The 14,580-nt window shown below is 66.6% G+C and carries 13 protein-coding genes; 8 read left to right on the top strand and 5 right to left on the bottom strand.

What is annotated here, in order from left to right:
- Positions 1 to 75: 75 nt before the first annotated feature.
- Positions 76 to 1,116 carry an L-glyceraldehyde 3-phosphate reductase gene (gene mgrA / locus LFT49_RS14755; protein WP_237428619.1) on the top strand — a complete coding sequence of 347 codons (1,041 nt, stop codon included), beginning with the start codon at positions 76 to 78 and terminating at the stop codon, positions 1,114 to 1,116.
- A 162-nt stretch (positions 1,117 to 1,278) separates the two neighbouring features.
- Entirely contained in the window at positions 1,279 to 2,364 is a 1,086-nt protein-coding gene (locus tag LFT49_RS14750; RefSeq protein ID WP_236799062.1) for an inositol-3-phosphate synthase, read from the top strand.
- A gap of 303 nt (positions 2,365 to 2,667) precedes the next feature.
- On the opposite strand, the gene LFT49_RS14745 is transcribed toward LFT49_RS14750, so the two are convergent.
- From LFT49_RS14745 to LFT49_RS14730, 4 genes are all read right to left on the bottom strand, one after another.
- On the bottom strand, positions 2,668 to 3,624 hold the full coding sequence (locus LFT49_RS14745) for an endonuclease domain-containing protein (RefSeq protein ID WP_237428618.1): 957 nt from the start codon (positions 3,622 to 3,624) through the stop codon (positions 2,668 to 2,670).
- Between the two features lie 210 nt (positions 3,625 to 3,834).
- Positions 3,835 to 5,511, bottom strand: coding sequence for a formate--tetrahydrofolate ligase (locus tag LFT49_RS14740; RefSeq protein ID WP_236820156.1), 1,677 nt, complete (start codon positions 5,509 to 5,511; stop codon positions 3,835 to 3,837).
- 78 nt (positions 5,512 to 5,589) lie between these two features.
- Positions 5,590 to 6,855, bottom strand: a complete 1,266-nt coding sequence (gene mshA, locus LFT49_RS14735) for a D-inositol-3-phosphate glycosyltransferase (protein WP_237428617.1) — start codon at positions 6,853 to 6,855, stop codon at positions 5,590 to 5,592.
- 64 nt (positions 6,856 to 6,919) lie between these two features.
- Positions 6,920 to 8,359 carry a family 4 glycosyl hydrolase gene (locus LFT49_RS14730; protein ID WP_237428616.1) on the bottom strand — a complete coding sequence of 480 codons (1,440 nt, stop codon included), beginning with the start codon at positions 8,357 to 8,359 and terminating at the stop codon, positions 6,920 to 6,922.
- 88 nt (positions 8,360 to 8,447) lie between these two features.
- On the opposite strand from LFT49_RS14730, the gene LFT49_RS14725 reads away from it, so the two are divergent.
- The 6 genes from LFT49_RS14725 to tsaD are packed head-to-tail and all read left to right on the top strand — an operon-like array spanning position 8,448 to position 13,728.
- Positions 8,448 to 9,539, top strand: a complete 1,092-nt coding sequence (locus LFT49_RS14725; protein ID WP_237428615.1) for a carbohydrate kinase family protein — start codon at positions 8,448 to 8,450, stop codon at positions 9,537 to 9,539.
- A gap of 56 nt (positions 9,540 to 9,595) precedes the next feature.
- The gene (gene alr / locus LFT49_RS14720; RefSeq protein WP_237428614.1) at positions 9,596 to 10,834 is read left to right on the top strand and encodes an alanine racemase; all 1,239 of its coding nucleotides are present in this window, start codon (positions 9,596 to 9,598) and stop codon (positions 10,832 to 10,834) included.
- Positions 10,831 to 11,460 carry a tRNA (adenosine(37)-N6)-threonylcarbamoyltransferase complex ATPase subunit type 1 TsaE gene (gene tsaE / locus LFT49_RS14715; RefSeq protein ID WP_237428613.1) on the top strand — a complete coding sequence of 210 codons (630 nt, stop codon included), beginning with the start codon at positions 10,831 to 10,833 and terminating at the stop codon, positions 11,458 to 11,460. Before alr ends, tsaE begins: the two co-directional genes overlap by 4 nt.
- Complete coding sequence (gene tsaB / locus LFT49_RS14710; protein WP_237428612.1) at positions 11,454 to 12,125, top strand: tRNA (adenosine(37)-N6)-threonylcarbamoyltransferase complex dimerization subunit type 1 TsaB; 672 nt, start codon at positions 11,454 to 11,456, stop codon at positions 12,123 to 12,125. The genes tsaE and tsaB overlap by 7 nt, the downstream gene beginning before the upstream one ends.
- A gap of 44 nt (positions 12,126 to 12,169) precedes the next feature.
- On the top strand, positions 12,170 to 12,640 hold the full coding sequence (rimI, locus tag LFT49_RS14705; RefSeq protein WP_237430527.1) for a ribosomal protein S18-alanine N-acetyltransferase: 471 nt from the start codon (positions 12,170 to 12,172) through the stop codon (positions 12,638 to 12,640).
- Positions 12,637 to 13,728 carry a tRNA (adenosine(37)-N6)-threonylcarbamoyltransferase complex transferase subunit TsaD gene (gene tsaD, locus LFT49_RS14700; protein ID WP_237428611.1) on the top strand — a complete coding sequence of 364 codons (1,092 nt, stop codon included), beginning with the start codon at positions 12,637 to 12,639 and terminating at the stop codon, positions 13,726 to 13,728. The genes rimI and tsaD overlap by 4 nt, the downstream gene beginning before the upstream one ends.
- Positions 13,729 to 13,806: 78 nt before the next feature.
- Here tsaD and LFT49_RS14695 read toward each other — a convergent pair whose 3' ends face one another.
- Positions 13,807 to 14,484, bottom strand: a complete 678-nt coding sequence (locus LFT49_RS14695) for a CPBP family intramembrane glutamic endopeptidase (RefSeq protein WP_237428610.1) — start codon at positions 14,482 to 14,484, stop codon at positions 13,807 to 13,809.
- Positions 14,485 to 14,580: the final 96 nt, after the last annotated feature.

Below are 14,580 nucleotides of genomic sequence, written 5' to 3'. Positions count from 1 at the left end.
TTCCCGGCGTAACTTTTCTTCTGAGCGCTAACAACCTCCCGTGTAGCGCGGGTCACAACTGGCAGGATGGAACGTATGACTTATATTGCAGCGGACAACCGCTACGAATCCATGCCCTACCGCCGGGTGGGCCGCAGCGGCCTCAAGCTCCCGGCCATCTCCTTGGGCCTGTGGCACAACTTCGGGGACGACAAGCGCTTCGAGGACCAGCGCGACATCCTCCGGCGCGCCTTCGACCTCGGGGTAAACCACTTCGACCTCGCCAACAACTACGGTCCGCCGGACGGGTCGGCCGAGACCAACTTCGGCCGCCATCTCAAGGATGACTTCAAGCCGTACCGCGACGAATTGGTCATCTCCACCAAGGCGGGCTACTACATGTGGCCCGGCCCCTACGGTGAATGGGGCTCCCGCAAATACCTGATCTCCAGCCTGGACCAGTCGCTGCAGCGCATGGGCCTTGACTACGTGGACATCTTCTACAGCCACCGCCCGGATCCCGAGACGCCCATGGAGGAAACCATGGGTGCCCTGGACTATGCCGTCCGCTCGGGCAAGGCGCTCTATGCGGGCATCTCCTCCTACACCCCGGAGCAGACCCTTGAGGCGGCCCGCATCCTCAAGGAACTCGGCACGCCGCTGCTGATCCACCAGCCCAGCTACTCCATGCTCAACCGCTGGACCGAGGACGGAGCACCCAACCTGTACGAGGTGCTGGACCAGGTGGGCGCCGGCTCCATCGCCTTCTCGCCCTTGGCGCAGGGGATGCTCACGGACCGCTACCTCCACGGCATTCCCGCCGACTCGCGCGCAGCAAAGGCCCGTTTCCTCTCCGAAGAGTCCATCACCGAGGAGAAACTGGATCGGGTCCGCGGCCTGCGGAAGATCGCAGAAGGCCGCGGACAGACACTGGCCCAAATGGCCATCGCCTGGATCCTGCGTGACCAGCCGAAGGGTTCGCCCGTGACATCCGCGTTGATCGGTGCCTCAAGTGTCCGGCAGCTGGAGGACAGCCTGTCCGCCATCAACAACCTCAGCTTCTCTGACGAGGAACTGACCGCCATCGACGAATTCGCGGTGGAGTCGGACATCAACCTCTGGAAGCAGAACGTCTGACCCAGGTTTTTCTTTTACGGAGCGGGGCCGGGCGTGACAACGCCCGGCCCCGCTCCTTGGGTAGTATGAAAAGGCGCCGCGTGGCGCCAAGCCAGCCGGCCGCCGTCGTCCATTACTCGGAGGCAAACCAGGCAGGCTGACGTTTGTCCCCAAAGGAGTTCTGTGTCTTCACATCCCATTCGTGTTGCAATCGTTGGCGTGGGTAACTGCGCTGCCTCGCTGGTGCAGGGCGTTCAGTACTACAAGGACGCCGATCCGGCAGATACCGTTCCGGGCCTGATGCATGTTGAGTTTGGCCAGTACCACGTGGGTGATGTTGAGTTTGTCGCCGCGTTTGACGTGGACGGCAAGAAGGTCGGCGTTGACCTTGCCGATGCCATTACTGCCAGCGAAAACAACACCATCAAGATCGCCGACGTTCCCCCCACCGGCGTGACGGTCCAGCGTGGCCACACCCTGGACGGGCTGGGGAAGTACTACCTGGAGACCATCGAGCAGTCCACCGAAGAGCCCGTGGACGTGGTCCAGGCCCTGAAGGACGCCCAGGTGGATGTGATGGTCTGCTACCTGCCAGTCGGCTCACAGCAGGCTGCCGAGTTCTACGCCCAGGCAGCGATCGACGCCGGGGTGGCGTTCGTGAACGCACTGCCCGTCTTCATTGCCGGGACCAAGGAGTGGGCTGACAAGTTCACCGCCGCTGGTGTGCCCATCGTGGGCGATGACATCAAGAGCCAGATCGGTGCCACCATCACGCACCGCGTGATGGCGAAGCTGTTCGAGGACCGTGGCGTGACTCTGGACCGGACCTACCAGCTGAACGTTGGCGGGAACATGGACTTCAAGAACATGCTGGAGCGTGACCGGCTGGAGTCCAAGAAGATTTCCAAGACCCAGGCCGTGACCTCCAACGTTGAGGCCGAGCTGGCCGCCAAGGACGTGCACATCGGCCCGTCCGATTACGTTCAGTGGCTCGATGACCGGAAGTGGGCCTTTGTCCGCCTGGAGGGCCGGAACTTTGGTGACGCCCCCGTGTCGCTGGAGTACAAGCTGGAGGTGTGGGATTCGCCGAACTCTGCCGGTGTGATCATCGATGCGATCCGTGCGGCGAAGATCGGCCTGGACCGTGGCATCGGCGGGCCGCTGCTGTCGGCGTCGAGCTACTTCATGAAGTCCCCGCCGGAGCAGTTCAACGACGACCTCGCCCGCGAAAAGGTCGAAGCCTTCATCCGCGGCGACGTGGAGCGCTAACCCTTTCGTACGGCTTTAGGGCGCTCCCTCACCGGTTCACCCGGTGGGGGAGCGTCCTCCGTTAACACGCCCGCTCACTTCTGACACGCCTTCTACTAACCCCCGCTCACCTCTGATTTGTCTTTCAGGAACGCCCGCTCACTTTTGGCTGGGTTTTCTCCAACCCCCGCTCATGTTGGGTATGTCTTGGCGGGACGCCCTCACGCTAGCTGGACTTGTTCCGGATACTAAACGTGCGGTCTTCTCGCAGGCGCAAAAGGGCCGAAACGAGGTTCAGAGGTGCGGAACGTAGGAGCTGCTGAATCACTCATTGGCGAACCCCGAGCTGATTGAGGGATCGACCGTTGAACTACTCAAAGCCCGCTTGATCTTCTTGATGGCAGCCGCAAAATCATCTTCCTGATCGGCCTTGTCGACAATGACGACAGTCCACCCAGCCGCTCCGAAGGCCTTGTCCCTGCGCCGATCACTCAGGCGCTGCGGCTCCAATAGGTGATGGCCGCCGTCGTACTGGATTGCAACTCTCCGTCGTCGAAAGCCGAGGTCAGCAGACGGCGATCGCGCGTCCCCTGGGCGAAGCCCAACCTGCAACTCGGGTTCGGGAAGGCCTGCGTCCAGCATGGACAATCGAAGAAACGTTTCTGGCGCGGAATCAGATCCGACCCGGATCAGGTCCAGCGCTTGCCTGGCACGAACAACGCCCTGAAGATTTGGGTGTCGGGCGACCAAACACCGCAAATCCTCAACGGTTGAGTAGGCGCCCTTCCTGCCCTCAAGTTCTGGGCGGGGTGTCCGGACGAGTTGGTCTCCCATGGCCACCAAGTCGTTCAAAGGCAGCTGCCGTGCCATGTCCAACCAGGTTCGCGCCCTGGTGCTCAGCCAAATTCCCTCGACGAACTCGACCTCACCGGGCTTCACAATGACCCGGTGGCCATGGATTCCCTTTCTCCGCGCTCCGGGAAGGGCAGTGGACTTGCTGAGATGCAGCGCGTTGGAGTCTGAGAGCCATGCGGGCAGAAGAGAACCTCGGATTCTGGCCGCGGTCACGTGCGAAATCCATGCTCCGGGCGTCGCTTCGGAAAGGGCGCGGGCAGCATCCTCCAGGCAGAAGTCCCAGTTGGCAGGACGATAGAGTCCCCGGCTGATGTGCTGAATATCCCTGCCTCGCAAGCGGTTGCGATGCAGTCCGGCATTCCTGGAATTCTCAAGCGTGAAAGGGCTGCTGGCCAATTGCTCGGGTAGGGGCGGGCGGGATCGCATACTGCATTCTCATACAAACAGCTGGAGTCAGTTTGAAGTTATCCACAGGTGCCCAGCACAGGGTAGAACGTGAGCGGGCGTTCCTAAAAGAGCTGCGAAAGGTGAGCGGGCGTTCCTGGAAAAGAAGCAGAAGGTGAGCGGGGGTTCCTGGAAGAGCTGCCAAACGTGAGCGGGGGTTTCTGAAAGGCGGGCCAGAGGTGAGCGGGGGTGCTAGGTGAGGCCGACGGGGTTGCCTTCTGCATCCACGTCCATCCGCAGGGCGGCCGGGGCGGCCGGGAGGCCCGGCATGGTCATCACGGCCCCCGTCAGGGCGACGATGAAGCCCGCGCCGGTCTTGGGCAGCAGGTCGCGGACATGGATCGTGAAACCCTTAGGGGCACCCAGCCGGGAGGCGTCGTCCGTGAACGAGTACTGCGTCTTGGCCATGCAGACCGGCAGGGAGCCCCACCCGTTCCGCTCGATATCGGCCAACCGCTTCAGCGCCGGAACGGAGAAGTCCACCCCGTCGGCACCGTAGATTTCCTGGGCGATGGTGCGGATCTTGTCCTCCACAGGCAGCTCGAGCGGGTACAGGTGCCGGAAGCTGCTGGGCGCCTCCAATGCCTGCGCCACCAATGCCGCGAGTTCGTCGCCGCCATCGCCACCGCCGCCGCGGCCCCACACATCCGCAACCGCTGCCCGTACGCCCTCCGCAGCGCACCATGCCAGCAGCCAGTCCAGTTCCTCGGGCGAATCGGACGAGAACTGATTGATGGCCACCACCGGCGTGACCCCGAATTTCTCCACGTTGCGCATGTGCCGGCGCAGGTTGGCCACGCCGGCTTCCAGTGCAGGGATATCCGGCCGGGTCAGCTGGTCCTTGGCCACTCCGCCCTGCATTTTCAGGGCCCGAATGGTAGCCACCACCACGACGGCGGACGGTGCCAGGCCGCCGTACCGCGCCTTGATGTCCATGAACTTCTCCGCCCCCAGGTCCGCCCCGAAGCCGGCCTCGGTGACCACGATGTCCGCCAACCGCCGGGCGGTCTGCGTGGCGATCAGCGAGTTGCAGCCATGCGCAATGTTCGCGAAGGGGCCGCCATGTACCAGCGCGGGCGTGCCGGCGATGGTCTGCACCAGGTTGGGCTTGACCGCCTCCTTGAGGAGCAGCGTCAAGGCGCCCTCCACGCCTAGGTCGGCCACCGTCACGGGTTTCCGGTCATAGGTGTAACCGAACGTGATGCGCCCCAGGCGGGTGCGCAGGTCAGCCAGATCGGTGGCCAGGCAGAAAACCGCCATGACCTCCGAGGCCACGGTGATGTCGAACCCGTCCTGCCGCGGCACGCCCTGGGTCGGCCCGCCCAGACCAATCACCACCTCGCGCAGGGACCGGTCGTTCATGTCGAGCACGCGCTTGAACGTCATCCGGCGCGGATCGATGTTGAGCGCGTTGCCTTGGTAGATGTGGTTGTCCACCAAGGCCATCAGCGCATTATTGGCTGACGTGATCGCGTGGAAGTCCCCGGTGAAATGCAGGTTGATCTCGTCCATGGGCAGCACCTGTGAATATCCCCCTCCGGTGGCGCCGCCCTTCATGCCCAGCACCGGTCCCAGCGAGGGCTCCCGCAGTGCGATCATCACCTTGTGCCCGGCCCGGGCCAGGGAGTCCGCCAGGCCCACTGTGGTGGTGGATTTGCCCTCGCCCGCCGGGGTGGGTGACATGGCCGAGACCAGCACCACCTTGCCGTGCGGAGCGGGGGCAGCGAGGCGGCCCGGATCGATCTTCGCCTTATACCGCCCGTACATCTCCAGGGCGTCGGCGTTAACCCCTGCGGCAGCTGCAATGTCCCCGATCGGCCGGATCCGGGCAGCACGTGCTATTTCAAGATCAGAAGGAAACGCTGACATCCTTGTCCTTTCCTGCACCGGCCCGCGCCGGAGACCTGCCCCTAAGCTAACAGCAGCGGGGCGAAGGACGAAGGAACGTCAGGAAGCAGGCACCACCGGGGCCAGGCGGCGGCCCACAAAGCTGTCGACGGCGGCATGGTAGCTCTCCAGCGTGATGGCGGCAGTGCGCTGCCAGCCGGAGCTCTGTGCCCGGATGGCAGCGGCCCGGCCTAGGTCCTCGCGGGTGGCGGGGTCGTCGTACAGGGCTTCCAAGGCGTCGGCCCAGTCGGAAGCGTGGTGGCCGTCCACCAGGAGGCCTGTGCGGCCGTGGAAAATGGCGCGGGACAGTCCGCCCACCCGGGTGGCCACCACCGGCGTACCGCAGGCCTGCGCCTCGAGGGCCACAAGCCCGAAGGATTCGCTGAAGGAAGGCATCACCACAACGTCGGCGGCACGGAACCATGACGCAAGCTCAGGTGCCTTGACGGGCGGAAGCTGCGTGACGACGTCGTCCATTCCTGCCTCCTTGATCAGGCAGCGGAGGTTGAATTCCTTGTTGCCGCTCAAGGCGCCAAGGATGGTGACCCGCAGGTCGATGTCCGGGCGGCGTTTCCGGAGCAACGCGGCAGCCTTGACCAGGACCTGCGGACCCTTCAGTCGCTGGATCCGGCCGGCGAAGACGAGGTGGAAGGTGTCAGGGCTGACGCCGTGCTGCATCCTGGACCGTGCCCGGAACGCCGGGGTGAACGTGGCGAGGTCGACGCCGGGCGGTGCGATATCGATGCGGTCGTAGGTGGCGCCGTAGTGGGAGACGAGCTCGGCGGCTTCGGAGCTGGTGTTGGCGATGAGCCTGGACGCACCCTCCACGATGCGGTGCTCGCCCAACTCGCGACGCCGCGGCTCCGGTTGCTCGCCGGACTCCAGCAGCAGGTTCTTGACCTTGGCCATCGTGTGCATGGTGTGGACCAGCGGCACACCCCACAGCTGGGACAGCTCCAGCCCGGCGATCCCGGACACCCAGTAGTGCGAATGGATCACGTCATAGCGCCCGTGCGGCTGGCGCCGGCGGATCTGCTCGATTTCCGCCACCATGGCGTGCAGCAGCCCGGGGAGCTCCTCCTTGGGGATCTTCCTGGGCGGTCCGGCCAGCACGTTGTGCACGCACACACCGGGATCGGGATGCTCGACGGCGGCCTGGTCCACGGACGTGGCGCGCGTGAAGATCTCCACCTCAACGCCCGCCTCGGCCAGCGCCGACGCCAGCTCGCGGATGTAGACGTTCATTCCGCCTGCATCGCCCGAACCGGGCTGTTCCATGGGGGAGGTGTGGAGGGAGAGCAAAGCGACCCTGCGGATCAGTGCCACGGGACCTCCTTCCGGCCGCCGGCGCGCGTCAACGGAGCCGGTTCAGTGCGCATTCGGTAAAACACTACTCCTTCCCGTAACGCCCACCGCCCTCCCACATCTTCCCCAGATCCGGAAAAGCCTGATCGTAGCCGGCCAGGAGCCTGGCGGCCAGGTCTGCCGAATCCACCAGCGGGTGCCGGGCGAAGGCCTCGAGGGCTGCGGCACGGTCCCCGGTGGTGGCCGCCTGCACCGTGAACCGCTCCACCTCCTTGACCCGCTGGAGCAACTCGAGCTGCGCGCCGGCGGGCATCTGCTGCGGCAGCGGGAAGGCGCCGTCAGCCGTAACAGTGCAGGGGACTTCGACGACGGCGTCGGCGGGAAGACCGGGGATGGCGGGTTCGGAAGGGCTTGGGCGAGCAGTGGACGGTTCGGGTGCCCGGGTATCCGCGTTGCCCATGGCAGGTAGTGCATTGCGGACATTGAGGATCAGCTGGGCCTCCCCGCTACCGGCCAGGGCGCGCATGGCCCCCAGCGCCACCCGTTCGTACCCGCCGCCGGCCAGGTCCTCCTCGTTCCGGCGCTCGCCGTCATGCCGGGCTTCGGCCAGGTACCCCTCCTCACGTGACCGCCGGGCTTCCTCCCACAGCCGATAAGAGTCCGGCCCGGCAGCGGCCAGCCGCGGATACAGCTCCTGCTGCTGGGTGTGGATGCTTTCTCCGCGGGTTTGTGCCATGGCCTGCATCGCCTGCCGGGCGACGTCGCGCTGGTAGTAGTAATACAGGTACTCGTTGGGCAGCAGGCCCAGGGCGGCCAGGAACGGCTGCGGGAAGAGCCTGCCCTCCTCGAACGAGTGCAGGGCGCCGGCGTCCGCCAACAGGCCAGGCAGCACGTCCGTCCCGCCGGACTCCAGCCGGTACAGCCAGCCCAGGTGGTTCAGCCCGTAGTAGCCCACGCCGTCGAGCCGTCCCGCCGCCAAGGCAACGCCGGCGGCGGCCGCTGCCCGTTGCACCAGCCCGCCCGCCGAGTCGCAGATGCCAAGGACACGGTGGCCCAGGACTGGGAGGAGCGCCTCCGTGACCATTCCGGCCGGGTTGGTGAAGTTGATCAGCCAGGCGTCCGGGCAGTGTTCCCGCATCAGCCGGGCGAGGCCAAGCATGTGCGGGATGGTCCGGAGGGCGTAGGAGATCCCGCCGGCGCCGGTAGTTTCCTGGCCCAGCAGCCCGAGGCCCTGGGCCACCTTCTCGTCGGCGATGCGCCCCGCCGTGCCGCCTGGCCGGATGGCCGCGAACACCACGTCGGCACCGTCCAGGGCTGCGGCAGGATCGGTGGTGGCGTGCACGGGAAGCCGGGCACCCCCGCTCCCCGGCATACTTTGCAGCACCGAGGTGACGGCGTTCAGGCGGGCGGAATCGACGTCGTACAGCACCAGTTCGGTGACCAGCCCGGAAAAGGGGCCGGACACCAAAGCCCGGTAGATCAGCGGCACCCGGAAACCCCCGCCGCCGGCAGTCATCAGCCGCATGGATGAAGTCTAGGACCGGTCTCCGACATCGTGTCCAGCCTTCCAAAGCCCCTACCGGAGCAGTGCGGTGCGGCGTATCCTGCGCACTATGGACGCGATGCCAGCACGCCCCTTCGATCCGCTGGCTGCTGTCCGCCCACATGCGGAGCCGGGATTCGATCTGCTGCTCGCCGGGACGGTTTTCCAGGACATCATCTTCACGGGCCTGCCGCACGGTCCCGAACCAGGCACCGAAGTCTGGAGCGACGGCATGGGGAGCTGCCCCGGCGGGGTGGCGAACCAGGCCATTGCCGCCGCCAGGCTGGGGCTGCGCACCGGCTTGGCGGCTGCTTTCGGGGATGACGGATACGGGGACTTCAACTGGAAGATCCTCTCCGGCCAGGAGCACGTGGACCTCAGCCTGTCCCGCCGCGTCCCGGGCTGGCACTCTCCGGTCACCGTGTCCCTCTGCGTGGACCAGGACCGTTCCCTGGTGACCCACGGGCACTCCGCCCCGGTGACAAACTCCGAACTGATCGGAGACCCGCCCAAGGCGCTCGCCGGCATTGCGGAGGTGGGCCTGGAGATGGAACCGTGGGCCCGGGCTGCCCATTCGGCCGGGGTGAAGCTGTTCGGGGACGTGGGGTGGGATCCCAGCGGGGAGTGGGCTCCGGTGCGGCTGGACAACCTGCAGTACTTTTACGCCTTCCTGCCCAACCAGCGCGAGGCCATGGCCTTCACCGGCAAGGACAACCCGTGGAGCGCTCTCTATGCACTGGCTGACCGCGTTCCCGTGGCGGTGGTGACCCTCGGAGCGCAGGGTGCCATGGCCGTGGACTCGGAAACCGGGGAGGAGGAGTGGGTTCCGTCGCTTCCGGTCAAGGCACACGACCCCACCGGGGCGGGTGACTGCTTTGACGCGGCATTTATCGTCGGCACTCTTGCCGGCTGGCCGCTGGGGGACAGGCTGCGGTTTGCCAACCTGTGCGCGTCCCTGGCGGTACAGGAGGTGGGCGGATCCCTGGCGGCCCCGGGCTGGGGCGACATCGCGGACTGGTGGAAACGCGCCAACGCCCGCCCGGAACGGCAGACCAGCCAATGGCTGCGGCGCTTTGGGTTCCTGGCGGACATCATCGACGACGTGCCGCTCGCTGCCCAGCGCCGCGCGTCGGCCACCATCGCGCACCTGTCGGATGCCTGAGCAGCGCTGGGCGCCCTGATTATTCGGCGTGAAGTGCCCGCACTAGAATCAATTAGGTGACCTACCCCGCAACAACCGGTGAATTCAGCGCTGCCTCCGGGCCGGACCCCCGCCATGAGCGGTCCGCCGTGATCGACCTGGACGCCATCCGGCACAACGTCCGCCGGCTTGCCGCCGCTGCTTCCCCCGCGAAAGTCATGGCCGTCGTCAAGGCCGATGCCTACGGCCACGGTGCCGTCCCTGTGGCCCGGGCGGCACTGCAGGCGGGCGCCTCCTGGCTGGGTGTGGCCCATATTTCCGAGGCCCTCGCGCTGCGCGCCGCCGGGATTGACGCGCCGCTGCTCGCGTGGCTGCACACCACGGACAGCAACTTCGGTGCCGCCGTGGCCGCCGGCGTCGACATCGGCTGCTCCGGCTGGGAGCTGGAACGCATCGTTGCCGCGGCGCGGGAGCAGGAACGCCCCGCGCGCATCCACCTCAAGGTGGACACCGGGCTTGGCCGCAACGGCGCCACCCCGGAGACCTGGGACCGGCTGGTAGGGGAGGCCGTGGAATACCAGGACCAGGGGCTGCTGCGCGTGGTGGGCATCTTCTCCCACCTGGCCGTCGCTGACGAACCGGAGCGGCCCGAAACGGACCAGCAGGTGGCCGCCTTCCGCGAGGCGCTTGCCATCGCCGAGGATGCGGGCGTGGACCTTGAGGTCCGGCACTTGGCCAACACCCCCGCCACGTTGTCCCGGCCGGACACCCACTTCGACTTGGTGCGGGTTGGCCTGGGCGTTTACGGGCTTTCGCCGTTCGACGGGACCACATCCGCTGAGCTTGGCCTCCGTCCCGCCATGACGCTGCGTACCCTCGTATCCCAGTGCAAGCAGGTGCCCGCCGGACAGGGTGTCTCCTACGGGCTGCACTACCGCACCAGGGAAGCCAGCACGCTGGCACTCATACCACTGGGGTATGCCGACGGCGTGCCCCGCGTCGCCACGGGTGGTCCAGTCCGCGTCGCCGGCAAGACCTACCCGGTGGTGGGGCGGATCGCAATGGACCAAATGGTCATTGACCTGGGGCCGGAAGCATCGGGGGCCGGCCTGCAGGGCACGGAAGCGGAGCTGTTCGGCAGCGGCGCCGACGGAGGGCCCACCGTTGATGACTGGGCCCGCGCCGCCGGAACCATCAACTACGAGGTGGTGACCCGGATCAGCCCCCGCGTACCCCGTCGCTTCATCAACGAGGACGATCCCGCTGACAACAGCCGGGGCCTGGCGGGCGTGCCCGGCAAGGAGGGAGCCGCGTGAGCAGCCCCGAAGAGTTGCCTGCCAACTGGGAAAAGACGTTTACGGCGACGACGGCGGAACAGACCCACGCGTTCGGCGCCCGTCTGGCGGAGGTACTGCAGGCCGGGGACCTGCTGGTGCTGTCCGGCGAGCTGGGTGCCGGAAAAACCACCTTCACGCAGGGTCTCGGCGAGGGCTTGGGCGTCCGCCCGGGCATCATCTCGCCCACCTTCGTCCTGGTCCGGGTCCATCCCAACCTGCCAGATGGTCCGCGTCCCGCTGGCCCGGATCTGGTGCACGTGGATGCCTACCGGCTGGGCTCGGCCGCGGAGGTCGACGATATCGACCTTGAAAACACGATGGACACATCCGTCACAGTGGTGGAGTGGGGGCACGAACGGGTGGAACACCTGAGCGACAGCCGGCTCGAGATCGACCTGCACCGCGCCATCGGGCTCGGGGCCATCGGGTTGGGAAGCACCGGGACCACGGGCTTTGCAGCGGAGGGAGCGTCCGCGGCTTCCGCCAGCCTGGACTTTGACGGCGAGGAAACCGACGAACCCCGCACCATTGTGATGCGCGGCTACGGGCCCCGGTGGCCAAGCGTTCCCGAACTCGGAAGCCCGGAAGGGAGCAGCCCGTGCTGATTCTGGCCATCGATACCTCGGCCGTGGCCAGCGCCGCGCTGGTGTCGGACGACGCCCCGGAAAGCGTGGTGGCAAGCTTCGCCACGGAGGACACCCGCAGCCACGCGGAGGTGCTCGCCCCGGGCATCCACACCATGCTGTCCGAGGCAGGGGTCAAAGGGCAGGACGTCGACGCCATTGTGGTGGGCGTTGGGCCCGGCCCCTTTACCGGGCTGCGTTCAGGCATTGCCACGGCCCGCACGCTGGCCTTCGTCTGGGGCAAGCCACTGCACGGGATGATGAGCCTGGACGCCGTGGCCCTTGAGGTTGCCGAATCCACGGCGGCGCCTTCCGAGTTCCTGGTGGTCACGGACGCCCGCCGCAAGGAGGTGTACTGGGCCCGCTACAGCCTCAATGATGCCCAGTTGCCCCGGCTGGAAGACGGGCCGCATGTCGGGTTCGCGGCAGACCTTCCGGACCTGCCCGCCTTCGGCGCAGGTGCAGGGCTCTACGCTGATGCCCTTCAGGCCCACCCGGACTTCGACGGCGAGCAGCCGGACGCCCTGTACCTTGGCCAGTTCGCCCTCGCGCGGCTCGCTTCCGGACACACCCTGCTGGACTCCACCCCCCTCTACCTGCGCGAATCCGACGCGCAGGTTCCCGGACCACGGAAGCGGGCACTGTGAACACCCTCCCGGACCCCCGCCTGGCCGGAATCACCATCCGTGACATGACCCTGGACGACGTCCCCGCCGTCGGTCTCCTCGAACAGAAGCTCTTCCCCATTGACGCGTGGCCCGTGCAGATGTTCCTGGACGAGCTTTCCCAGCCGGAGACCCGCCGCTACCTGGTGGCGGAGACAAACGACGGCATTGTGGGCTATGCAGGCCTGATGTGCATCGAGCCCATTGCGGACGTCCAGACCATCGCCGTCGTCCCCGATTACGAGGGCCGCGGCATCGGCAGCACGCTGCTCACGCACCTGATCGACGAGGCCCGCCAGCGGGGCGCGGCCGACGTCCTGCTCGAAGTCCGTGCCGACAACCCCCGGGCGCAACAGCTGTATGTGCGGTTTGGCTTTGAACAGATCCACACCCGGCCCCGCTATTACCGTGACGGCGTGGACGCCCTCATCATGCGCCTCCAACTGACCGCACCGCATCCTGAAGGCCACGAAGCAACGGAAGCAGGCCAGGCATGAACCGTGAACAGCCCCTGGTACTGGGTATCGAATCGTCCTGCGACGAAACCGGCGTCGGCATCGTCCGCGGCACCGAACTCCTGACCAACACGGTGTCCTCCTCCATGGATGAGCACGTCCGCTTCGGTGGAGTCATCCCCGAGATCGCTTCCCGGGCGCACCTGGACGCTTTCGTCCCCACCCTCGAACAGGCCCTGGCAGACGCCGGGGTGACCCTGGAGGAGGTGGACGCCATTGCCGTCACCTCCGGGCCCGGGCTTGCCGGCGCGCTGATGGTGGGCGTGTGCGCCGCCAAGGCGCTCGCCGTCGCCACCGGAAAGCCCCTGTTCGCCATCAACCATCTGGTAGCGCACGTGGGCGTGGGTCTCCTGGACGACCGTGCAAGCGGCCGGAAGCAGGAACTGCCCGAAAACCTCGGCGCCCTGCTCGTCTCCGGCGGCCACACCGAAATCCTGCGGATCAACAGCATCACCAGCGACGTGGAACTGCTGGGCTCCACCATCGATGACGCCGCCGGCGAAGCCTACGACAAAGTGGCCCGCATCCTGGGGCTCGGCTATCCGGGCGGACCGGCCATCGACAAGATGGCCCGCAATGGCAACCCGAAGGCGATCCGCTTCCCCCGCGGCCTTACCCAGCCCAAGTACATGGGCACGGCGGATGAACCCGGGCCGCACCGGTACGACTGGTCCTTCAGCGGGCTCAAGACGGCGGTGGCCCGGTGCGTGGAGCAGTTCGAGGCCCGCGGGGAAGAGATTCCCGTGGCAGACATCGCGGCGGCGTTCCAGGAAGCCGTGGTGGACGTGATCTCGTCCAAGGCGGTCCTGGCCTGCCGTGAGCACGGCATCAAGGATGTCCTGCTGGGCGGCGGCGTGGCAGCCAACTCACGCCTGCGGGAACTGACCGGGCAGCGCTGCGCCTCGGCCGGGATCCGGCTGCACGTTCCGCCCCTGGATCTTTGCACGGACAACGGTGCCATGGTGGCCGCGCTCGGCGCCCAGCTGGTGATGGCGGGCGTCGAGCCCAGCGGTATCGGGTTCGCTCCGGATTCCTCGATGCCGGTCACCTCGGTGTCGCTCCCGGCCTGACCCCCGCCAAGCGACCAGTTGCTCTATCAGATAGGGCTCCCAAACCGGGGGTTTGGGAGCCCTATCTGCTAGAGCAACTCAGGCGGTAAGAGTGGCGATGACAAGCAGTGCGAGGTCGTGCAGGCCGTGGGCGGTTCCGGTAGCGAACGTTGAGCAGTGCCTGATCTTCATCCTGGCAGCGCTCCACAGCACGCCGAAGAGCATAGTCACCAGGACCTGGAGCACGTCCTGCCCGCCGGGATAGTGCCACAGCCCGAAGAGCGCCGAGGACAGCAGCACGGCGGCCGCTCCGGAGCGCAGGTTTCGGCGCACTGCGCCCAGGACATAGCCGCGCCAGATGAGCTCCTCGCCAAACCCCACCAGCAGAAAGCTGCGCACGGCCCCGTACAGGAAGGGCAGCAATCCGGTCTGGCCCTCGCCGAACATGTGAAAGCCCAGCGCGGCCAGGGCCAGGGTCACGGCAAGCGTGACGGCCAGGAGTGCAAGGGCTGTGAGAAGCTGCCAGCCGGCATGCCGCGTGGAGAACCCGACGGCGGTGGCGAACCTGATCCCCTCGGTCCGACCTGCCAGGCCGATGGCAGCGAAGAAAACCACGAACGTTGCAAGGCCGGCGGCGATTTGAACGGAAAGCTGGGCCTGCGCGGTGGCAGCAGCCAGTAGAGGCCAAAGTGCGGCCACCGCAAAGAGGACCAGCACTACTGCAATGAGGGGGAGGAGTGTGCCGCTCCGCTTGGCCACAGGAGGAGCAGGAGTCATTCAACTTCCCCTTCCGCAGGAACTCACATGCCTACGGAAAAGAATCGCGCCGCACTGAAGGGGCAGGGCAGGGTCCAAAGGCCCACCAAACCCCTC

Source organism: Arthrobacter sp. FW306-06-A, assembly GCF_021870055.1.
Classification (GTDB): domain Bacteria; phylum Actinomycetota; class Actinomycetes; order Actinomycetales; family Micrococcaceae; genus Arthrobacter.
The sequence above is the reverse complement of the archived record's forward strand: the minus strand, read 5'-3'. Positions and strand labels throughout refer to the sequence as shown.

Bases quoted from the DNA above. Each gene is read 5' to 3' on its own strand.
- LFT49_RS14740 (WP_236820156.1), bottom strand. From the start codon at position 5,511: ATGTCAGCGTTTCCTTCTGATCTTGAAATAGCACGTGCTGCCCGGATC.
- LFT49_RS14745 (WP_237428618.1), bottom strand. From the start codon at position 3,624: ATGCGATCCCGCCCGCCCCTACCCGAGCAATTGGCCAGCAGCCCTTTC.
- LFT49_RS14730 (WP_237428616.1), bottom strand. From the start codon at position 8,359: ATGCGGCTGATGACTGCCGGCGGCGGGGGTTTCCGGGTGCCGCTGATC.
- mgrA (WP_237428619.1), top strand. From the start codon at position 76: ATGACTTATATTGCAGCGGACAACCGCTACGAATCCATGCCCTACCGC.
- LFT49_RS14725 (WP_237428615.1), top strand. From the start codon at position 8,448: ATGGACGCGATGCCAGCACGCCCCTTCGATCCGCTGGCTGCTGTCCGC.
- LFT49_RS14695 (WP_237428610.1), bottom strand. From the start codon at position 14,484: ATGACTCCTGCTCCTCCTGTGGCCAAGCGGAGCGGCACACTCCTCCCC.
- rimI (WP_237430527.1), top strand. From the start codon at position 12,170: ATGACCCTGGACGACGTCCCCGCCGTCGGTCTCCTCGAACAGAAGCTC.
- tsaD (WP_237428611.1), top strand. From the start codon at position 12,637: ATGAACCGTGAACAGCCCCTGGTACTGGGTATCGAATCGTCCTGCGAC.